Origin of the sequence: Fictibacillus gelatini DSM 15865, from assembly GCF_000430745.1 — a bacterium.
GTDB lineage: Bacteria > Bacillota > Bacilli > Bacillales > Fictibacillaceae > Fictibacillus_A > Fictibacillus_A gelatini.
Genome location: NZ_AUMP01000006.1, coordinates 138,663 through 159,335 on the forward strand (window position 1 = coordinate 138,663; position 20,673 = coordinate 159,335).

Annotated in this window: 17 protein-coding genes and 2 pseudogenes; 11 read left to right on the forward strand and 8 right to left on the reverse strand. The window is 42.1% G+C overall.

The genetic code is table 11. The features are described from left to right. The first annotated feature begins 72 nt into the window (after positions 1-72). Positions 73-1,566 (forward strand): peptide MFS transporter, encoded by a 1,494-nt coding sequence (locus tag H538_RS0110160; RefSeq protein ID WP_026677503.1) that lies wholly within the window; start codon positions 73-75, stop codon positions 1,564-1,566. 84 nt (positions 1,567-1,650) lie between these two features. On the opposite strand, the gene fabF is transcribed toward H538_RS0110160, so the two are convergent. After that, a complete protein-coding gene (gene fabF / locus H538_RS0110165; RefSeq protein WP_026677504.1) occupies positions 1,651-2,898 on the reverse strand; it encodes a beta-ketoacyl-ACP synthase II in 1,248 nt (415 codons plus the stop codon). 124 nt (positions 2,899-3,022) lie between these two features. Between fabF and H538_RS0110170 the strand changes: the two genes are divergently transcribed. Beyond that, positions 3,023-3,877 (forward strand): helix-turn-helix transcriptional regulator, encoded by an 855-nt coding sequence (locus H538_RS0110170; protein ID WP_026677505.1) that lies wholly within the window; start codon positions 3,023-3,025, stop codon positions 3,875-3,877. Between the two features lie 13 nt (positions 3,878-3,890). On the opposite strand, the gene fosM is transcribed toward H538_RS0110170, so the two are convergent. Together fosM and H538_RS0110180 are read right to left on the reverse strand one after the other, a co-directional pair. After that, entirely contained in the window at positions 3,891-4,325 is a 435-nt protein-coding gene (gene fosM / locus H538_RS0110175; RefSeq protein ID WP_407636384.1) for a FosM family fosfomycin resistance protein, read from the reverse strand. A 246-nt stretch (positions 4,326-4,571) separates the two neighbouring features. Then, entirely contained in the window at positions 4,572-5,060 is a 489-nt protein-coding gene (locus tag H538_RS0110180) for a DinB family protein (protein WP_026677507.1), read from the reverse strand. A gap of 440 nt (positions 5,061-5,500) precedes the next feature. Here H538_RS0110180 and H538_RS0110190 point away from each other — a divergent pair, with 440 nt between their 5' ends. Next, positions 5,501-6,685, forward strand: coding sequence for an MFS transporter (locus H538_RS0110190; protein ID WP_026677508.1), 1,185 nt, complete (start codon positions 5,501-5,503; stop codon positions 6,683-6,685). A 67-nt stretch (positions 6,686-6,752) separates the two neighbouring features. Beyond that, complete coding sequence (deoD, locus tag H538_RS0110195) at positions 6,753-7,460, forward strand: purine-nucleoside phosphorylase (RefSeq protein WP_026677509.1); 708 nt, start codon at positions 6,753-6,755, stop codon at positions 7,458-7,460. Positions 7,461-7,489: 29 nt separating this feature from the next. Here the strand turns inward: deoD and H538_RS0110200 are convergent, their stop codons facing one another. Together H538_RS0110200 and H538_RS23540 are read right to left on the reverse strand one after the other, a co-directional pair. Then, positions 7,490-8,248: a TrmB family transcriptional regulator gene (locus tag H538_RS0110200; protein ID WP_026677510.1), complete on the reverse strand. Its 759-nt coding sequence runs from the start codon at positions 8,246-8,248 to the stop codon at positions 7,490-7,492. A gap of 448 nt (positions 8,249-8,696) precedes the next feature. Further along, positions 8,697-9,428 (reverse strand): DMT family transporter, encoded by a 732-nt coding sequence (locus H538_RS23540; protein WP_051291417.1) that lies wholly within the window; start codon positions 9,426-9,428, stop codon positions 8,697-8,699. A gap of 121 nt (positions 9,429-9,549) precedes the next feature. Between H538_RS23540 and H538_RS0110210 the strand changes: the two genes are divergently transcribed. Then, entirely contained in the window at positions 9,550-10,416 is an 867-nt protein-coding gene (locus H538_RS0110210) for a LysR family transcriptional regulator (RefSeq protein ID WP_026677511.1), read from the forward strand. A gap of 64 nt (positions 10,417-10,480) precedes the next feature. Here H538_RS0110210 and H538_RS23545 read toward each other — a convergent pair whose 3' ends face one another. Continuing rightward, entirely contained in the window at positions 10,481-11,347 is an 867-nt protein-coding gene (locus H538_RS23545; RefSeq protein ID WP_051291418.1) for an SDR family NAD(P)-dependent oxidoreductase, read from the reverse strand. Positions 11,348-11,459: 112 nt separating this feature from the next. Here H538_RS23545 and H538_RS0110220 point away from each other — a divergent pair, with 112 nt between their 5' ends. The 6 genes and pseudogenes from H538_RS0110220 to H538_RS0110250 all read left to right on the forward strand — a co-directional run. After that, positions 11,460-12,428 carry a helix-turn-helix transcriptional regulator gene (locus H538_RS0110220; protein WP_026677512.1) on the forward strand — a complete coding sequence of 323 codons (969 nt, stop codon included), beginning with the start codon at positions 11,460-11,462 and terminating at the stop codon, positions 12,426-12,428. A 152-nt stretch (positions 12,429-12,580) separates the two neighbouring features. Then, positions 12,581-14,305: an ABC transporter ATP-binding protein gene (locus H538_RS0110225; RefSeq protein WP_026677513.1), complete on the forward strand. Its 1,725-nt coding sequence runs from the start codon at positions 12,581-12,583 to the stop codon at positions 14,303-14,305. 158 nt (positions 14,306-14,463) lie between these two features. Next, a complete protein-coding gene (locus tag H538_RS0110230; protein WP_026677514.1) occupies positions 14,464-14,769 on the forward strand; it encodes a phasin family protein in 306 nt (101 codons plus the stop codon). Between the two features lie 34 nt (positions 14,770-14,803). Continuing rightward, positions 14,804-16,474: an ABC1 kinase family protein gene (locus H538_RS0110235; RefSeq protein WP_026677515.1), complete on the forward strand. Its 1,671-nt coding sequence runs from the start codon at positions 14,804-14,806 to the stop codon at positions 16,472-16,474. A gap of 994 nt (positions 16,475-17,468) precedes the next feature. Continuing rightward, positions 17,469-17,924: a VOC family protein gene (locus H538_RS0110245; protein WP_026677517.1), complete on the forward strand. Its 456-nt coding sequence runs from the start codon at positions 17,469-17,471 to the stop codon at positions 17,922-17,924. A 539-nt stretch (positions 17,925-18,463) separates the two neighbouring features. Next, positions 18,464-18,772: pseudogene (locus tag H538_RS0110250) on the forward strand (glycoside hydrolase); the annotation flags it as partial. A 192-nt stretch (positions 18,773-18,964) separates the two neighbouring features. Here H538_RS0110250 and H538_RS0110255 read toward each other — a convergent pair. Next, positions 18,965-19,960, reverse strand: coding sequence for a DUF4003 family protein (locus H538_RS0110255; RefSeq protein ID WP_026677519.1), 996 nt, complete (start codon positions 19,958-19,960; stop codon positions 18,965-18,967). Positions 19,961-20,485: 525 nt separating this feature from the next. Continuing rightward, a pseudogene (locus H538_RS26375) lies at positions 20,486-20,673 on the reverse strand (IS256 family transposase); the annotation flags it as partial.

Sequence of the window (20,673 nt, forward strand, 5' to 3'; positions counted from 1 at the left end):
CTCTAACCATTGAAGTATTCCTTTTTTGACTTTTCGACAAGCTTCAGCGAGTGATTAAGGAGGTAGAAACTAATGTCGGCTAAAAATAAAGAAGAGATTGTGCAAAGTGTTCCACAAAAGGGCTTTTTCGGACATCCTAAAGGTTTATTCACCCTATTTTTCACGGAGTTTTGGGAGCGTTTTTCATACTACGGAATGAGGGCCATTCTTATTTTTTATATGTACTATGAAGTTTCTAAAGGCGGGTTGGGAATCGATCAAGGTACGGCTGCTTCCATTATGGCGATTTACGGATCGCTCGTTTATATGTCGGGAATTATTGGGGGCTGGATTGCGGACCGCATCTTAGGGGCGAGCCGAACCGTTTTTTACGGCGGCATTTTGATCATGTTCGGCCACATTGTGCTTTCCTTTCCGGGAAGCATAAGCGCTTTATTTATTTCTATGGTCTTGATCGTACTTGGGACAGGCTTATTAAAGCCGAATGTTTCGAATATTGTCGGGGACATGTATAGCGAAGAAGACAATCGCCGGGATGCTGGATTCAGTATTTTTTATATGGGGATTAACCTGGGCGGGCTTGTAGCTCCATTAGTTGTTGGAACAATCGGCCAAACCTACAATTTCCACCTTGGGTTCAGTCTTGCCGCGGTCGGAATGTTTTTAGGACTCGTCATGTTTATTATGACAAAAAAGAAAAACCTTGGATTGGCCGGTACACAAGTGCCCAACCCACTTTCTCCAGATGAGAAAAAGAAAGTGTTCGTCCGGTTTGCAATTGGTTTAATCGTCATCATCATTCTAGCCGCAGTAACGATTCCAACTGGAATTTTAACGATCAAACGGTTTACAATGCTTGTTAGTATTTTAGGCATCATCATTCCCACTTGTTATTTTATCGTTATGTATCGCAGCCGGAAAACGACAGATGTGGAGCGTTCACGTCTCCTTGCCTATATTCCGCTATTTATTGCAGCGATTATGTTTTGGGCCATTCAAGAGCAAGGATCCATCATTTTAGCTCAATATGCGGACCAGCGCACGCAGTTGTCATTTGCCGGGATGAAAATCCAATCGTCCTGGTTTCAATCGTTGAACCCTTTATTTATCGTTATTTTCGCACCTGTATTTGCATGGATCTGGGTGAAGCTCGGAAACCGCCAGCCTTCCACTTCGAGAAAATTTTCTTTTGGATTACTTTTTGCCGGATTATCTTTTCTAACTATGCTGTTCCCGGCATTTATAAACGGAAAAGAGTCCCTGGCCAATCCTCTCTGGCTGGTACTTAGCTTTTTCTTAGTTGTTATAGGAGAATTATGCCTGTCACCTGTTGGACTATCCGCAACAACGAAATTGGCGCCGGCTGCATTTTCAGCCCAAACGATGAGTTTATGGTTTTTATCCAACGCATCCGCCCAGGCGATCAACGCCCAAATTGTCGGACTGTACAGTGCGGATACGGAAAAAACTTACTTTGGCACAATCGGCATGATCTCTGTCCTTCTCGGAGTTATCCTCTTTCTGATCTCACCTAAAATTCAAAGGTTTATGAAAGGTGTCCGGTAATTTCTTGAGCCTGTCCCATACATTTGGAACAGGCTCTACTAGAAAAACAGGCACAGAGCATAACGCTTTCCGCTTGCTCTTAGTCTATCGCCTGTTATCTTCATATGCTTTTAAAACAATAACGGCATTGTGCCCACCGAAACCAAATGAGTTGGATATTCCAATCTTAAGATTCTTCTTGCGGGCCGTATTTGGCACATAGTCTAAATCGCAATCAGGGTCTTGGTGTTCGTAATTGATGGTCGGCGGGATGATTCCCTCTTGCAGGCTTTTTGCCAGAGCAATCGCTTCTACTCCGCCTGCAGCCCCTAACATGTGTCCGATCATCGACTTGTTCGCTGTAACTGGAATCTCATAAGCGCTTTTTTCAAAAAGCTTTTTGATCGCTGCCGTTTCTGATTTATCCCCGATCTCGGTGCTTGTTGCATGGGCGCTGATGACATCGACTTCATCAGGACAAATGCCTGCATCCAGAAGCGCTGATTTCATCGCCTGGTAGGCACCAATTCCTTCTGGATGGGTGGCAACCATATGATAGGCGTCGGAGCTAGCCCCATAGCCGATCACTTCCGCATAAATCCGGACGTTTCTCTTTAATGCATGTGAGAGGGATTCCAGCACTAAAATACCCGCTCCTTCCGCCATGACGAACCCGTCTCTTTCCGCATCAAACGGACGGCTAGCTCTTTGCGGTTCTTTATTTCGGGTTGATAACGCTTTTGCATTGCCGAAGCTCGCCAGCGATAGTTCAGTAATTGCCGCTTCCGCCCCTCCGGCAATGATGATATCGGCGCCGCCTGACCGAATCAACCTTGCTGCTTCACCAATCGCTGTATTCCCAATGGAACAGGCAGTCACAGGCGATAAGGTCGGGCCAATCGCCCCAAATTCAATACTGATCATCGCCGCTGCCATATTCGAGATCATCATCGGAACTAATGTCGGGCTTACCCGGTCGGGTCCTCGTTTATCTAACAGAGCGTTTTGCTCGAGAAGCGTCTGAATGCCCCCTATTCCCGAACCAACATATACACCAAAGCGTTCCCGATCCACTTGATCAAGTGAAATGCCCGAGTCTTCCAATGCCTGACTGGCTGCTGCCAGCGCAAATTGGCAAAATCGATCCATCCGTCGTGCTTCTCTTTTACCAAACTGGCTATCTGCGTCAAAGTCGCGGACGATTCCTGCAATTTTCGCTTTTAATTTTGAGGCATCCAGCGTATCCATAAGGGTAATTCCTGACTCGCCTTGAACCAAACGATTCCAAAATGTCTCAACATCATTGCCAAGCGGTGAAATGACACCCATCCCTGTGATGACTACTCGTTCCATTTCAATCTTCCCCCTTTGGAAATTACTTATGGATTTATCTTGGCATACGATTTATCCTATTACAAGTTGTCGTTTATCCTAGTATAATAAATACTACGATAAAGTAATGAAGGTGGGATGTTCGATGAACAATCAAACAAGACTGCAGGCACTATCATCGTTTTTAAAATCGCAACGTGCCAAAATTTCGCCGGAGTCCGTCGGTTTGCCTGCTGGCATCCGCAGAAGAACGCCGGGGTTAAGAAGAGAGGAAGTCGCCCAATTGGCGGGAATTAGCACAACCTGGTACACCTGGCTTGAACAAGGACGGGACATTAAAGTCTCTTCATCCGTTTTAGACTGTATCGCAACCGCCCTGCAGTTAACGCTGGATGAACGGAAGTACCTCTATTCGTTAGCATTGGATACCGGATCGGGGTCCAATCTTATAAAAGAAGAAGAACCCCAGATCAGTCCGTCGTTAGAAAGAATTCTTCAAGAGCTGCGATACTGCCCTACCATCATCTCCGATCGCAGGTGCTATATCGTCGGCTGGAATGAAGCGGCATCCCATGTCTTTTTAGACTTTAACCAAATCCCTATCGAAGAGCGAAATCTGATCCGCTTATTATTTACAAGAAAAGAATTCAGGAGATTGGCGGTGAACTGGGAACATTTTGCCAGCGGGTTTCTCGCGATCTTCCGCGCTTACTATGGACAATACGTAGATGATGAATGGTATAATCAATTCCTTGAGGAAATGAAAGGAATCGATCCTGAATTCCAGCCATTATGGGAACATAGCCGGGTCAGTTCTGCTCCGGAAGTCTTGATCGAATTTCGCCATGCCAAAGCGGGAAAAATGTTGTTCCATCTTACCTCCCTACAAGTGCAAGGTGACGCCGATTTGCGGTGCAGCGTCTACACCCCCGCCCCGGAGTCCTCTACAGAAGTGAAATTGAAACGGCTGATGGAGCGGCAATCATCGTTATCCGGCTAATGCCCGGATGGCATTAGCCATAAAACGTCATATGGGACTTTTCCTGTTTGTAATAATTTAGCCTGTCCTGAAGAGTTCCCGTGTGAAATTCAAATTTATGCCCGTCTGGATCGATAAAGTAAATCGATTTTTTATCCCTTTCGTCTCTTGAACGTCCCGGAAGTATCGTTACATTAAGATCCTTCAGTCTTTGATGCATATGGTCGAAATCCTGCTCATCAATAGTCAATGCAATATGTGTATAAGATTGATGGATCTCGCTTCTTGGAATGTCCTTTTCTTCATTAAGCGCTAGCCATATTCCATTCAAGTCAAAATAGGCCGTACTCCTGCCTTTTACTAGCAGTTTGGCTCCGAAAACATTTTGATAGAATTGGATCGATCGCCCTAAATCTGAAACTGAGAACAGGAAATGGTTGACTCCTTTGATTTTTATTTTTTCTTCCATGCTTATCTTCTCCCTTCTTAAAAGCTAAAAGTTGCTATACGGATTATATGGTATGGCCGACTAATAGCAAAAGCAACAGAACAACCTCCCCTCTTCCTTATTCATCCGGAAATTGATACTGCTTATTTTATCGGAGGATCTTCCACCAGATAAGTACTACTTTTCCAGCACCACTGCTGTTCAGCATAAAAAAAGCATGATGGAAGTGAGATAGACTCTATTCCACCATGCGTGTGAGTTTCTTTTTTAATGCACCCCTTGCTTCGGGTCCCAGATTCCTTGTTGTTTCCTGATATGAATAATTTGGCCGGTATGGTAGGCCATGTGAGTGGTGAGGTTAATGAGCACCGACCACCATGGGGTATCCGCTTCTTTATAGGCTGGCTGGCCGAACTTACTCTCATCACTTTCTTCGAGCATTTTGTACCACTCGGACAGGTTGGCATTCAATCGTTTTACGGTTGACTCCCAGCATTCTTCGTCCGCATTCTCAAACGTCATATCGTTGATTCCTTCCGCTGGCGGAACCTCGATTCCTTTAAAGCGATTTAACCATCGTTCATGGTAAAACACGAGATGGTTCACAATTTCCCGGATAGAATTCGTTCCATCTGTTTCCTTCCACGATGCCTGCTCGGCTGTTAGTCCTTCCAGGGCGTTTTTCAAAGCGACAAACCAGCTATTTTCATTATAACAAACGGTGAATTGCTCCAGGAAAATCTCTTTTCGGTTCATAAAACGCCTCCCCATTAATTTTTTCTTCTCATGGGTATTCAATAGGGAAGCTTTAAAACCTTTTTTCTAAATGGGATTTATATCTGTCTATCGGAGAAAATAAGTCTCTTGGCCGCGGTTTTGTCCTTGAGACCGGTTCTATCGGACAAATTTTCATCTCCTGCCGCTTTTTTGTCCTTGAGACCGGTTCTATCGGACATGTTTTTATCTCTTGACCGCTTTTTTGTCCTTGAGAACCGTTCTGTCAGACAAATTTTCACCTCCTGACAGGTCGCGGTTTTGTCTTTGAAACCGGATCCTCAGAACAAAATTTCAACTCTATTTAACATAAACGCTTATTTATTTTTGTCAGCACCACAAAAATAAACTTGTTATTTACAATCAATTAGGTTACCCTTTTAGTAGTAACCATATAAAAACAAAAGGAGGTTGTGTAAAAAGTGAATTGGAGAGTTTATATTTTAGCTGTAGCTTCCTTTGTGGTGGGTACTGTTGAACTCATTGTTGGAGGCATATTGGATGTAGTGGCGGACGACTTGCGCGTTTCGATTGGCGCTGCGGGATGGCTGATCACGATGTTTTCCATTGTTTTTGCTATTTCTGCACCTATCCTTTTAACGGTGACGTCCAAAATCGAGCGAAAAACGCTATACTTGTGGACTTTATTTATTTTTTTCATCGGGAATGTCATCGCATCCTTGAGTCCCAATTATTCCATATTAATGCTGTCGAGAATTTTATCAGCGTCCAGCGGTTCGCTTATTATTGTTTTATCGATTACGATCGCTTCCTCTATCGTTAAAGAAGAATACCGGGCAAGAGCCATCGGCACGATTTTCATGGGAATCAGTGGATCATTAGTATTAGGAGTTCCGCTTGGTCTTGTCATTGGCAACCATTTCGGCTGGCGAGCGCCGTTTATTTTGATTTCTCTTTTAACCGTTGTCGCCATGATCGGCATTTACGCTTTGATGCCGAAAATAGAGGCCAGGCCTGCAATTCCGCTAGCTAAACAATTATTGACGTTAAAAACGCCTAAAATTGTCAGCGCCCAATTAACAACAATGTTTATGTTAACTGGACATTTGACACTGTATGCATACTTTACCCCCTTTTTAAAAACAGCATTGCATTTAAATGCTTCCTGGGTTAGCTTTGTTTATTTTGTCTTTGGCATATCTGCCGTGATGGGCGGAGGTGTTGGAGGATGGATAGCCGATAAATGGGGTTCGGTCAAAAGCATTTTAGCGATTATTGTTTTATTTGCGGTCGCCATATTCTTGCTGCCTTCTGTGACGTTTTCCTTTTATTTATTTTTAGCCGTGATGGTTATTTGGAGTATGTTGAGCTGGGCCATTACCCCGGCACAGCAAAATTACTTGATTGAAACAGCACCAGAATCTTATGAGATACAACAAAGCTTAAATACATCCGCTTTGCATATCGGGATTGCGCTTGGGTCAGCAATTGGAGGAATGGTGATCGAAGGTTATTCCGTCCTTTACAATGCATGGGTTGGCGGAATTTTTGTTCTTGTCTCCTTTTTATGTGCCGTTTACTCCATTACGCGGCCTGCCGCTCCATCTATTGTTTCAGAGCAAACGGAAACAAAACAAGCGATTTAATCAAACGTTAAAGGGAGGTGAACATCGTTACTTTAGACTACAGTCTTCTTTTGTAACGGTGAATTCTATGAGTGTTCATATTCAAGCGAAACAAGGTGAAATTGCAGAAAATATTCTTTTGCCGGGAGATCCGCTTCGGGCCAAACATATTGCCGAAACATATTTGGAAAATGTCACATGTTATAACAACGTTCGTGGAATGTTAGGATTTACAGGTACCTATCATGGACAGCGTGTTTCTGTGCAAGGAACCGGAATGGGAGTCCCTTCAATTTCAATTTATGTGAATGAATTGATCCGTGAATATGGTGTGAAAAACTTAATTCGTGTCGGCACATGCGGTGCGATCCAAAACGAGGTAAACGTTCGTGATTGTATAATCGCCATGACGGCTTGTACTGACTCGAACATGAATCGGCAAACGTTTCCGGGATTTGATTTTGCCCCTTGTGCCAATTTCGATCTCTTTAAGAAAGCATATGAAACAGGCATTGAAAAAGGCTTGAACGTTCGCGCCGGCAATGTTTTAACGTCCGACGTTTTTTATCGCGAAAGTATGGAACCGGTGAAAAAATTGGCCGATTACGGTGTTCTTGCCGTTGAGATGGAGACAGCCGCCCTCTATACGCTGGCGGCGAAATATGGCGTTAATGCGCTCTTCATATTAACTGTCAGCGACCACATCTTCACTGGTGAAGAAACGACCGCCGAAGAACGGCAAACAACATTTAACGATATGATTATCATGGCGTTAGAGACCATTACGGCTAAATAGGAATCCGCCTTATAAGGCAGATTCCTTTTTTAATATCGAAGTCTCATAAGGATCGTTCTGATCTCTTCATCGCCCATTAATAGATCGTAGTGCTTTTCATTAATTTTAGCCAGCGCGGCATCATGATAGAAAAATTCCGTAAACACCTTCACAAATGGCCGGGACATCGTCTTAATCGCTTGCCATGATTCATTTTCTACTCCAGCAAATAGAACGATCTCGCCATCAATAATAATCAACCGGGACTTTTCCAGCGCTTCATGCTCCTGTGCGGGGATCAACGTATGGATATGGGACAATCCCGTTTGTAATTCTCCAATGACAAGGCCTTCTACCGCTACACCGTCCTTTTCTTTCTTTTCTAATAACGGCAAGTATTCGATAAAGTCATCCTTCCAGGCAGAAAGCCGAATTGATTCTTTCGCTTCTTGAATCAGTTGGATGCTTTGGGCCCGAATGGACGAATCCACTTTTAAACTCCAGACGCGATCATCAGCAAATGTCTTTTTATGTGTGCTTTCCTTTAATTCCTTGATGCTTTCCTGAAACTCTGCCGACAGCTTTTCGATCGCAAGAGGCAAAGGCAAAGCTGTATATAGCTTTTTCTTTTCCGGGATGGCTTCCATGACCATGCCTTTTTCAACCATGCGTGAGATCACTTCGTATATTTTCGCTTTCGGAACGCCCGAATATTTAACTATCGTTGTGGCATCCATTGGTTCTTCACTGGCCACTAACACTTCATAAACTTTGCTTTCATATTGTGAAAAACCAAATTTTTGTAACATACGTTCCTCCTATTAACCCAAACATAAACTATTTTCTATTAAATCCATCATAAATGAAAAATGAAAACAATTCCAATTGCCATTGTTCAGGCCATCCTTCTCTCGATTCTGTTACCCAACAAAAAAAGCGACCGGTGAAAACCATAGACAGCAGCAAAAAGGCAACGTGTAATGTTCGAGTGAATTAATAAATTGATGACGTACCTGAAAGAAGCTTCTCTTCGTTCAGGTGCGTTTTGTTTTATCTTTCTTCGCATTTAACCATGGGGGCGACCCGTTGGCATTTTGTTTTCAGCCCAGGCTTTCGGTCCGGCGATTTTGCCGGTTTCGAGCGGTTAACAAGATAAATTCCCAAAGCAATCATTCCCCCTCCTACAAGAACATACCATTGTATGGATTCTCCCAGGATAAGGTAGCTCGAAACAACTCCGAAAAAAGGAATTAAAAACTAATAGGAACTCGCCTTTTGAGGATCGTAGTGCTGCAGCACATAAAACCATATTGCGAACATTGCGATAGAACTTACAAAAATGAGCCAGAGCAAAACAAAAACTGCTTTTGCAACTGAAACATGCTCAAATGAAAAATACGGATGTTCCATCAAAAGGCTTGCCAGCAAAAGAACGAGTCCGCCGAAAACCATTTGATAGGCTGTCATCACCCACACATCAAGCGCTTTTCCCCAGCGACCCGACAACAATGTGGCAAGTCCCCATGCTACTCCGGCCAATAATCCGTACACCGTTCCGATTTGAAGCTGAAAATGAAACCCTAACGTGATAAATACGCCGACAAACCCAATGAACACGCCCAGCCATTGATACTTGTGATAGCGTAATCCAAAACATATAGATCCAATGACAATCGACCAAATCGGATTGGTTGAGGATAGAATGGATGAACTGCTGGATGTGATCGTCTTCATGCTTAATATAATGCCGCCCATTACAAAAGCGGATTGAAATAACCCGATGATGGCGATTTGCAGCCATCCGTGCCATGTTTTAGGATGGGGCCGTTTTAAAATAAACGGCAGCATAATTAGCCCGGCTCCAATAAACCGGACCGCCATCAATAAAAGCGGCGAGGAAAATTCCAATCCTAATTTGCCCATCGGGAAATTTAAACCGCCAATTATAGTCGTTATTAAAATAAAAATGATAAATCGTGCTTTCGTCAAGGTGATCCCCTCTTTTCAGTAGATGATTGCATTTGATTTTACTCGCCTTCTAACATCATGTAAAATGATCAAAAATGAATTTAGGTATCATTTAAAATAATATCAGAGGGGGCGATTCAGTTTGGAAAGCGGGGATTTACGGATATTTCAAGCCGTGGCACGCGAAGGAAGCATTACTAAGGCAGCGCAAGCTTTAAATTATGTTCAATCGAATGTCACGAACCGGATTCAGCAGCTTGAATCCGAATTAAACACCACTCTTTTTTATCGAACGAATCGAGGGATGACGTTAACAGCCGCAGGTGAAAACTTATTAAATTATGCTGAACGGATTCTTCATTTATTGGATGAGGCGAAGAAATCGGCTCAATTCGCGGATGAGCCAAAGGGGCCTCTTCGGCTTGGGGCATTAGAAACGACCGCCGCCACTCACCTTCCCAATCTGCTGGCTACTTATCATCAGCGTTTTCCGGAAGTGAAGCTGTCGCTTATTACAGGGTTTACGAACGACCTCGTTCAAAAAGTGCTTCGATATGATCTGGACGGCGCCTTCATTACCGGGCCAATCGATCATCCCGATATTCATCAGCTTCCCGCATTTGAGGAAGAACTCGTCCTCATTTCTGAGCCATGTGAATGTACTTTGAAAGAATTGTTGAAAAAACCACTGTTGTTTTGCGGTACAGGCTGCTCTCACCGGACCAGATTGGAACGCTTGCTCAGGGAAGAAGGCATTAGCGAAAATAACATTATGGAGTTCGGAACGATAGAGGCCATTTTAAGAGGAGTGTCCGCCGGTCTGGGGGTCTCTCTTCTTCCCAAATCTACTGTGCTGGACATGGAACAGAGCGGAAGAATACGATCTTACCGCATTCCCGAAGCGTATCGGACAACGAACGTTCTTTTCATCTACCGCCGTGACCTGTTCCTTACGAATGCTTTTCAAAAATTTATTGATTGTTTAAAAAACGAGACTAGAATTAAGTAATAAAATATTCAACATCATTTAAGCCGATTCCCTTAATAAGGAATCGGCTATACGTACTATCGCATTAATGGCTCTTATTCTCGTTCCCCTCCTGTCTTGATATCGTGAAAGCCGGGTGATATTTGCCGTCAATATCGGTAAACTGATACTCCTTTGCTAAATCGCCAACCCTTAGCACTTGCCCGCTTCTCTTCATTACTTGTGGATCACTTGCCAATGCTACAACTGCACGGCCGATATAATGAGGGGTTTCTGTTTGTGTTAATTCCTTGACTTCATGCCAATGATCTTCATCCGTCTGAAATGCTTTCAAAACAAGCTCCGTTCTCATAAAGCCCGGTGAAAGGGCGATTACGGCAATATGCTCCCGCTTTAACTCAATCGACAATCCATACGCCATTCTCGTCAATGCATGTTTTGCTAAATCATAATAAAAGTTGCCAGTATACTTATATTCATCCCAAAAAGTCGTGTGTAGGATAAGTCCATGTTTAGTTTCACGCAATAATGGAATGGCAAAATGATTGGTAGCGATCTGGGCACGAACGCCGGCAGTAAACATCGTATCCCAATGTTCGATAGGCAGTTCCCAAAACGGCCGTTCTTCAATCGATAACTCGTTCCCGCCCCATACATTATTGATAAGTATATCTAATTTCCCTTCTTCTTTACGAATGCGATCGATGACCGACTTTGTATCTGAATCGTTTGTATGGTCACAACGGACAGCGATTCCTTTGCCGCCGGAAGCTTCAATTTGCGAAACCGTCTCATGGATGGTTCCCGGCCAATTGTTCGTTGATCCTCCATCGACACTTCTTCCAGTAACATAAACCGTTGCACCGGCTTTTCCTAACTCAACAGCAATGCCACGGCCTGCCCCCCTGCTCCCTCCAGTTACGAGAGCGACCTTCCCTTTTAATCGTTTCATGCATCCCATCCCTTTCCAAATTTAAGATATCTTTATCATACAATTGTATTCTTGACATCCTATGTCATATTTTTATAAATTTATTGCATCATTTAATGACGGAGGGTATTTGATGAGAGGGGATCGATTAGTATCTATTCTTCTATTGTTACAAGCGCATAGACAAATAACGGCGAAAGAATTGGCGGAGAAGTTAGAGGTTTCCGAACGGACGATTTATCGGGATATGGAAGCGTTAAGCAGATCCGGCATCCCGGTTGTTGCAGAACGGGGCAAAAACGGCGGCTGGTCTCTGTTAGAAAACTACCGAACAACATTAACCGGTTTAAAAGAATCCGAGATCCGTGCGTTATTTGTGCCTCCCTCTTCCCAGTTACTTGAGGATCTCGGCCTGGCGCGTACATCGGAAGAGGCCAGGAACAAATTAATAGCTTCCCTCCCTGAAATGTACCAGGAACATGCAAAAGAAGCCTGGAATCGCATTCATGTTGACACGAGCACATGGCGAAACCGAAAAGAGAAAATCAACTCATTTGATGTTCTTAAAAATGCAATATGGACACAAAATAAACTAAAAATTACATATGAACGGGCTGATGGAGAAATCATCGACCGCGTCGTAGAGCCGCTCGGACTTGTCGCCAAAGGAAGCCGCTGGTATTTCATCGCCTCCAAAGATAATGGAGAAATCAGGAATTACCGGGCATCGCGCATTGTATCCGCGGTCCCTACTGCGGAGACATTTAAAAGGCCAAAAGACTTTGATCTTGCCCGATATTGGGCTTCGTCAACGAAAGCTTTTATTGAGAGTTTGCCGAGATTCGAAGTATGGGCTGAAGTTTCTCCTTCGATCGTTTCAAGGCTTAAATTTACCGATCGTTTTGTCCAAATCGCATCGATTGGCGATCAAAGAAAAGAAGGCTGGGTCCCGGTTAAGCTCTTGTTCGATACAGAAGACGAGGCGAAAGGATACATACTGGGATTTGCAAATCAAATAAGAGTAGTTAAACCAAAAGAATTGCAAAATAAAATTCTTAATATGGCCAGAGCAGTTCTTGCGTTTTATAGGGACGGGGAATAATTTCTGCCTACCATCCTATCTCGTTCTTTAGCGATCAACCGACTCCCAATTTTTAAAAACACTTTTTCAGAAAATACGAGCATCTCCCTTGTTAAAAATTCCTTTCCTCCCGTATAATCCTAGTATGTTTTTAAAAAGAAGGGGTTTTGCCTATGATTCGCCGTTTTTTCACTTATTACAGGCCTCATAAACGATTATTTATCATTGATTTTACAAGTGCGGTCATTGTTGCTGTCCTTGAATTGGCCTTCCCTGTTGCCGTGCAATGGTTTATCGACCGCCTATTGCCGGGCGGAAATTGGTCGATGATACTTACGGTCAGCTTTTTGCTGCTTGCCGTTTATTTATTAAGTACATTTTTACAATATATTGTCAGTTTCCTCGGACACAAGCTGGGAATCAATATTGAAACCGACATGCGCCAGGAGCTGTTTCACCATGTCCAAAGACAGTCGTTTCGCTTCTTCGATAACACGAAAACGGGACATATTATGAGCCGCATTACCAACGATTTATTTGATATCGGTGAGCTTGCCCACCATGGACCTGAAGACTTTTTCATTGCGATTATGACCTTTTTCGGCGCCTTTTGGATTATGATGACGATCAATGTGAAGCTGGCGCTCGTGACGATTTTAGTCGTTCCGTTCCTCGTCTGGGTCATAACGTTCTGTAATATTCGAATGAACAATGCGTGGAAAAACATGTATACAAAAATTGGAGACATTAACGCCCGGGTGGAAGACAGTGTATCCGGCGTTCGCGTCGTTCAATCGTTTACGAATGAAGCTTATGAAATGAAACGATTTGACGAGGACAACGGAAAGTTCAGAAAAGCGAAGCTAGTCGCTTATAAAGTAATGGCCTCCACAACCTCAAGCGTTTACATGATGACCCGATTTATTACTCTCATCGTCCTGGTGTTTGGCGCATGGCTAAGTTTCCACAATCAATTAAGCTACGGGGAACTTGTCAGTTTCGTTCTGTATGTCAACGTATTAATGAAGCCAGTCGATAAAATTAGCGCACTCATGGAATTGTACCCGAAAGGAATGGCGGGCTTTAAGCGTTTCACCGACTTGATCGATCAGGAGCCAGATGTACAGGACTGTGAAGATGCGATTGAAGTTCCCTCTTTAAAAGGAAATATTCAATTTCAAGATGTCCACTTCGGCTATGAAGCCAATCAGCCTGTACTTTCAGGAATTGACCTGGCCATCAAAGCCGGAGAAACCGTAGCTTTCGTTGGCCCGTCTGGTGCAGGGAAAACAACGATTTGTTCCCTGATCCCGCGCTTTTATGATGTCCAGGAGGGCAGCATTACCATTGACGGAATCGATATTCGCGATATGACAAAACAGTCGTTGCGCAGCCAAATTGGGATTGTTCAACAAGACGTCTTTTTATTTACTGGAACGATCCGCGAAAATATCGCGTATGGAAAATTGGATGCAACGGATGAAGAAATTAAAATTGCTGCTAAACGGGCCCATCTCGAATCGTTCATCCACTCTTTGCCGGACGGCTATGAGACGGAAATCGGGGAAAGAGGCTTAAAACTTTCCGGAGGACAAAAACAACGGCTGGCGATTGCGAGAATGTTTTTGAAAAACCCGCCGATCTTAATTTTAGATGAAGCGACTTCCGCCCTTGATACAGAAACAGAGAAAATCATTCAAAACGCCTTAAATGAATTGGCGGAAAACCGAACGACTCTCATCATTGCCCATCGCCTGGCTACCATTCGAAATGCCGACAGAATCGTTGTTGTTACCGAAGACGGCATTGCCGAACAGGGAAGCTATGATGAACTGCTCGAACAAAACGGCATTTTTGCCAAACTGCATCATATTCAATATGAAAAAAGCACATATTAAACAAGATATTGCGACCCGGGGAAACACCCGGGTCGTTCTTGCCTTTTTAAAAAATTGATTTCTTTGCCGCTTTGTCATTAAAATGGACATAACTATAATAAAAGAAACTTAAATGTTTCAGGTTCGATGAAAAACTTCAAAACGAAAGGGTGATAAAAATGAATGAGTGGATTAGAAAAGGATTTTATCTTGGATTAGGAGCCGCTATCGTAAGCAAGGAAAAGGTTGAAAAGTATGTGAAGGACTTTGTCGCAAATGGTGATCTTGCACCAGAGGAAGCAAAAAAAATGATAGAAGATCTTCAAAATAAAGGGAAAGACAAACAAGAAGAATGGAACGAGAATTTCCGTAAAGAATTCACCTCCACTTTAAAACAACTCGGCTTTGTCACGATGGAAGAGTTTGAGGAAACGAAACAGCAGTTAAACAGACTCGAAGAAAAAATTGACGAACTTTTAAAATAATCGAATGTAGAATACTCCATAATGGGTGATTCAAATGCTTATGAAACGGATGCAGCATATCAACCGCTACAGAGAAATTGTAACGGTTCTTGCAAAACATGGCTTCGGCTATATTATGAAAGAGGTAGGGTTATTCCATATGCTTTCCCTGCCGAAACGAATGGCTGCAGACTTAAATTCTAATGAACCGAAGCCGCTTGGGAAAAGGCTCCGGTTGGTGATGGAAGAGCTCGGGCCCACCTTTATTAAGCTCGGGCAATTGTTGAGCATACGAAGAGACATTATCCCCGAACAGCTCGCCATTGAGCTTGAAAATTTGCAAGATAAAGTCACTCCAGTCAACAGCTTAATTATTAAGCAAACGATTAAAGAAGAACTTGGTGCGTCTTGTGAAGAAATTTTTGAACACTTCGAAAACCAGAGTTTAGCAGCGGCTTCCATTGGGCAAGTACATAAAGCAATTTTGAAATCAGGGGAAACCGTTGTCGTCAAAGTCCGTCGCCCCAACATTGAAACGCAAGTCGACAGCGATATTGAAATTTTAAGAGACATTGCCCGGCTCGTCGAACATCGCTATGATTGGGCCAAACAATATCAAATAAGGGATATTATCGATGAGCTGGCGCAGGCGATAAAAAGCGAGATGGATTATACACAAGAAGGAAGAAATGCTGAAAAAATCAGCAGGCAATTTGAAAATGATGATAACATTCTTATCCCGGCGGTCTTTTGGGACTATTCGACAAAGAAAGTATTGACGACCGAATATATTGATGGAAAAAAATACGCCGCCCTTAACGACGACGGAGATGAACATTGGAACAAAAAAATAATTGCCGAGCGCATCGTCCACTCTTTTTTAAATCAAGTGCTAATGGGCGGAGTTTATCACGGCGATCCCCACCCCGGTAATTTGCTATTTTTGCCCGAAAACAAAATTGCTTATATTGATTTTGGCCAAATCGGGGTATTAAGTGATGAAATGAAAAAAAATTTCGCCTCTCTAATTATCGGTTTAATGAAAAAAGATACAGATATTCTCATTCGCACGATTAGCCGAATGGCCATTACTTCTGAAGACATTAAAGAAGGTAAGCTCAGGCAAGATTTAGATGATCTTCGCGAGAAATATTACAATATCCCATTAAGCAAAATTAAGATCGGCGAGTCGATTACCGACCTATTCAATGTTACCCAAAGGCATCGGATTATGATACCGAAAGATTATACATTGCTCGGAAAAGCGCTTATTACAGTCGAAGGAATGGTGAAAAATCTTGATCCTGAACTCAGCTTGATTCATTTAGCGGAGCCTTTTGGGAAAAAGCTGATACTTGAACGGTTTCACCCTGTCCGGGCGGCAACAAAACTATGGGAAGAATTAACGGATTTCGCAAATGTGACCTTTCGATTGCCCGGCCTTCTTCGAAAAACATTAATGAAAATAAACAAAGGGCAAGTTCGGCTGGAAATGGAACTGCCGCAAATTGATAAACTGCTTTTGAAGCTCGACCGCGTCGGCAATCGCATCGCCTTTAGCGTTACCTTGCTCGCTTTCAGCATTATTATTACAGGACTCATAATCAGTCAAACATTCTCAAACCGCGTCTTCTTTCATTTCCCTGCTGTCGGAATCGGCATTGGAATCGCCATTCTTATGTTTGTCTGGCTGCTTTTCTCCATTTTTCGCTCCGGACGATTTTAAGAAGATCCCCATTTTCACGGGATCTTCTATTTTTGCGTCAAACAATCCCCACCTAACAAGTAGATGGGGATTGTTTGACGCTTACGTTTCATCATCTTCTGAATTGGTTAGACTGAGATTGAATCATAACAAGGTCGCTGTTTGGCGGCCCTTTTTTGGCTTCAAACTTCGATAATTTTACAAGGTAACAAAAATAAAAGGCAATCGGGGGAGCGATTACCTTTTGGATCAATGGAATGATAGATTATATGCCCAAAGCTTATTTAATGTCCCCTTTAATCCTTCATCAGTGTTAGTAATGCTGGTTTTGGATCTATAACTGTGCTGCTAAAGAAATTAGTATACCCAAAAGGCCAGAAATTAAGGAAATCTTTTTCAACTTTAATCACCGCTTTCTGTTTAATCAATCTCTATTTTAAACCCTAGAAGCAAATTTTTAAGCGATTCTATTCAATTGATTATGACAAAAAGGTAAGTAATTACAAGCGAAAAAACCTCTTTATTTTGGAAACAAAAGATGGATATGAAGGTAAACAAAGTGATCAGTTTCTTCAAGATAAAATTTTTTCATCTCAAGCTGACCTTACCTTTGATAATTTTTTGGAAAAATCATCATCACTTTTCGATCATATTTCTGATGAATTTCTATACGAACAATTAAAAACTTTATCAGATAAACAGCTGAAAATTTTAGAGTTGATTTAATTTTATAATTTAAACAATAAATAAATTGCAAAAATATTAGGTGAATCGGAACAAACAATCTCGTATAACCACAAAAGCGCGTTAAAAAAGTTAAGAAATCTCAAAATGAGGTGAAGTTTAATGAGAAAAGTTAATGTTTTAAAGGAAGTTGAACATGGGAACCTAGTGTCAGCTATGTTGTTACTACTCCGATAAGGTGTTTTTTGTTTGGAAGGAATTTGTAACTTTTTAATAGAATAATTATGAAGATGATCAGATAATAAATTTTTTTACATAAGGAGATAAAACTATGGCAAAAAACAAATTACTAAGAATGGACAATGTCGGCATCGTTGTAGAATCCCTTGATGACGCAATCTCTTTCTTCAAGGAGATTGGCTTGAACCTCGAAGGGCGAGCCACTGTCGAAGGTGAATGGGCTGGTCGCGTAACCGGACTAGGTTCTCAGTGCGTAGAGATTGCTATGATGGTTACCCCAGATGGCCACAGCCGACTTGAACTTTCGCGATTTCTCACCCCACCTACTATATCAGATCACCGGACTGCTCCTGTAAACGCCCTCGGTTATCTACGCGTCATGTTCACCGTTGAAGACATTGACGAAATGATATCCAGACTCACTACTAAGCATGGTGCTCAGCTCGTTGGCGAAGTGGTTCAGTACGAGGACTCGTATCGGCTCTGCTACATTCGTGGAACCGAAGGACTTCTAATCGGTTTGGCGGAACAACTCGGTAACAAATAAGTAAGTGCCGTTTTATAAAAATCCTTTACTGAAATATACATTACTGAAGTAAAAACTGAAACAGAAAAGCAGATTCAGGCTCTCGATTTGCACTTTTCTTGAGTAACGAAAAACCCCAATTTTAATGCTGAGAAAATTGGGGTTTTTTCTTTTGGAATCTCCTAAACGTTGTAAATATGCGTTTTGCTGGTGGTACTCCTAGTTCACAAAAAGAAAAAGACCACGTTTTGCATGTGGTCTTAAAGTGTTTCCCCGTGGCCTTCTTGAACAAATTTTGCAGCGATATAATGGCTTGAAAGCGTTTCTCCGTGTCCTGCTTCCTTTTTTAAGCTAAATTCAGTAACTGAAACGGTAAATGCCAGGGCAAGACAACCTAAAATAAAAAAGAATTTCTTTAGCCTAAAAGGGATAGTAACAACATAGCTGTTACTGGTCGCGATTGGATATTAAAAATTCCAATCCGTTGTTAATTCATATTTTGCGCGCTCAAAAGAACTAAAAATGAGATGAAATATTACATTTTCCGGTTAAAAAGTTGTGTTCCGGACCGCTACAGTAAACAAGTGCCGGTTAAAGACGAGTACAAACCGATTTACATTGATCCAACGTACTCCATCCCACTATTCAAGCTCGTATACAACGATTCGGTCATCACGTCCCATCACTGGGAATGGGGCAGCTTGAAAATCAAAGGCGAAACCGGGAACCGGATGTTAAGCGAATTATTGTACGATGTGCCGCCGCTCTATCACCTTGACGAAGAGTCGTGGAAGGCAAATAAAGAAAACATTGTTCGCTATATGAAAGTGTGGGCGCCGTTTCATCAACAGGCGGTCCAGCAAGAAATGCACTTTGACATGTTCGGAATATTTTTCAATAATGCGGTATAAATCACCAGCTAGCTCTTTACGCCTTTCTCTAGATAAAGCCAACCAGGATGGATAAAACTCTAATAAGATAATGATCCCGTGATTCAATTGATGTTGTTTCATGTTTTCTCTCCTTTTATTTGAAAATGGTATTCGTTAACACATTGGCCTCTAGCTGCCTCCATTGCCGGAAGAAGTAGCAGCGGAAGTACTGGCTATTACTGCGATCATCGCTGCCTGCTGAGCCTGAATAATGGCTTCAATCGTTGTATAGATTCCGGTTTCCATTAAACTTGAATTTTTCATTTGATCACTAACGGTAAAATTCACTGCCATGATCACATTCAAATCTTTATGCCATTTGAACAACTTCTCAGAGTTGAGTTTTTTTAAAACATGTTGAATCGTCTCTACTTCGCCCGCTCCATTTTCCAGCAATGCGAGTAAGCCAATCTCAGGATAATGCATCGCTTTCGGCTTTCTTATATGTTGGGCAAACAGTTCATATATTTGAATGCACCGTTCAACTAAAACATATGTCTCTGTTTCCTTGTCTACAGAAAGGATGTGGCTCAAAAATTGCAAGTCATTCCCTTTTCGAAAGCCACTCATTGCCAACTTGTCATAAAACTCTTCAACGCGTGCCATCACATCTTCCACTTCCCCATTCAATTGAGACAGAAGAACAGCAAGCGGGTAATCACTCTTTGATGTTAGGAAAATATGATTTTTCTTCATTCCTTGATATATGGCTAACGCTCTTTTGATCGCATCCGTGTAAAGGCCTTCTTTTCCATATTCAGCGAGCATAATTAAAGCGGCCATATACGTAAAGTTACCTTTGCCAAAACCGCCTTCAATCAATCGATCATAGAGTTCCACCAACGCGTTAAGTTTTTCTTTTGGATCGTCAAACCGGGTATCAAGCATAGCGGCCATCGTAAAACGCTCTGTTCTGAGCGATGAAAACACGCTCACCTGCTGTTTAATGTAATCACTAATTTCAAGAAAACGCTGAATTTCAAACGGTCGATCTTTGACCACATATAACGACGCCACGATCATCAGCGTCCGTTGATCGGTTACTTTCCATCTCAGTTTTTCTTTTAACTCCGCATAAATCGTTTTATAGCTATCTACTTTTTGCAGTATTGATTCTAAGTGCATGACTCAGGCCCCTTTGTCATTATTTTCTTATTTATACGAACGATCATAGCCAATTGTTTCATTCTTTTTTTAAGCACAACTAGTGCCCTTTCAGCTAAGAAAGTTTTTAATTTCAAGAATCTATTTTCGCCTGTAAAAAGATAAGAAGACGGAAGCAAAAAAGGATCAAACTTCTCTAGCGTGGTGCTATTTTCATGGGATCTGGACAATAAACAGTTGATTTCCGACAATAAATAGACACTATCGGATAATAAATGGCCTCAGTCAGACAATAAAATTTAGTATATTTTTCACTAATTGTCCAAAAGTAAGGTTTTATTGTCTAAACCGGATGATTTATTGTCCAAATAAGAGCACATATTGTCCGAGAACGAAATCATTTGGTAGTGTCAATAATTTTGTGTAAATCAATTTACAAGTAGAGTATGGAATTGTCTTTTTTGATTTTTCTTGTGTTCTAGTTATAGATTGAATATTCAGTCACATGAGGGGCGGAGGAGCCCCTCATGTGACTTATGAATTTTTTTACTTTCCGTATTTTTCTTCGAACTTTTGCAGAATGCTCGGCTTGGCTTTGGCGAAGCCTGTTGAAATCCTTTCTGTCCACTTGTCATTCATATCGACAATGGTCAAGTAGACGATTTTTTCTGCTGCCTCTATGCTTGTGAGACTGTTCATGGTCTTTAGCCGTTTTCGGATTTCCTTGTTGGTCC

Bases quoted from the DNA above. Each gene is read 5' to 3' on its own strand.
- H538_RS0110225 (WP_026677513.1), top strand. From the start codon at position 12,581: ATGATTCGCCGTTTTTTCACTTATTACAGGCCTCATAAACGATTATTT.
- fabF (WP_026677504.1), bottom strand. From the start codon at position 2,898: ATGGAACGAGTAGTCATCACAGGGATGGGTGTCATTTCACCGCTTGGC.
- H538_RS0110170 (WP_026677505.1), top strand. From the start codon at position 3,023: ATGAACAATCAAACAAGACTGCAGGCACTATCATCGTTTTTAAAATCG.
- fosM (WP_407636384.1), bottom strand. From the start codon at position 4,325: ATGGAAGAAAAAATAAAAATCAAAGGAGTCAACCATTTCCTGTTCTCA.
- H538_RS0110220 (WP_026677512.1), top strand. From the start codon at position 11,460: ATGAGAGGGGATCGATTAGTATCTATTCTTCTATTGTTACAAGCGCAT.
- H538_RS0110230 (WP_026677514.1), top strand. From the start codon at position 14,464: ATGAATGAGTGGATTAGAAAAGGATTTTATCTTGGATTAGGAGCCGCT.
- H538_RS23545 (WP_051291418.1), bottom strand. From the start codon at position 11,347: ATGAAACGATTAAAAGGGAAGGTCGCTCTCGTAACTGGAGGGAGCAGG.
- H538_RS0110245 (WP_026677517.1), top strand. From the start codon at position 17,469: ATGGCAAAAAACAAATTACTAAGAATGGACAATGTCGGCATCGTTGTA.
- H538_RS0110200 (WP_026677510.1), bottom strand. From the start codon at position 8,248: ATGTTACAAAAATTTGGTTTTTCACAATATGAAAGCAAAGTTTATGAA.
- deoD (WP_026677509.1), top strand. From the start codon at position 6,753: ATGAGTGTTCATATTCAAGCGAAACAAGGTGAAATTGCAGAAAATATT.
- H538_RS0110255 (WP_026677519.1), bottom strand. From the start codon at position 19,960: ATGCACTTAGAATCAATACTGCAAAAAGTAGATAGCTATAAAACGATT.
- H538_RS0110180 (WP_026677507.1), bottom strand. From the start codon at position 5,060: ATGAACCGAAAAGAGATTTTCCTGGAGCAATTCACCGTTTGTTATAAT.
- H538_RS0110160 (WP_026677503.1), top strand. From the start codon at position 73: ATGTCGGCTAAAAATAAAGAAGAGATTGTGCAAAGTGTTCCACAAAAG.
- H538_RS0110235 (WP_026677515.1), top strand. From the start codon at position 14,804: ATGCTTATGAAACGGATGCAGCATATCAACCGCTACAGAGAAATTGTA.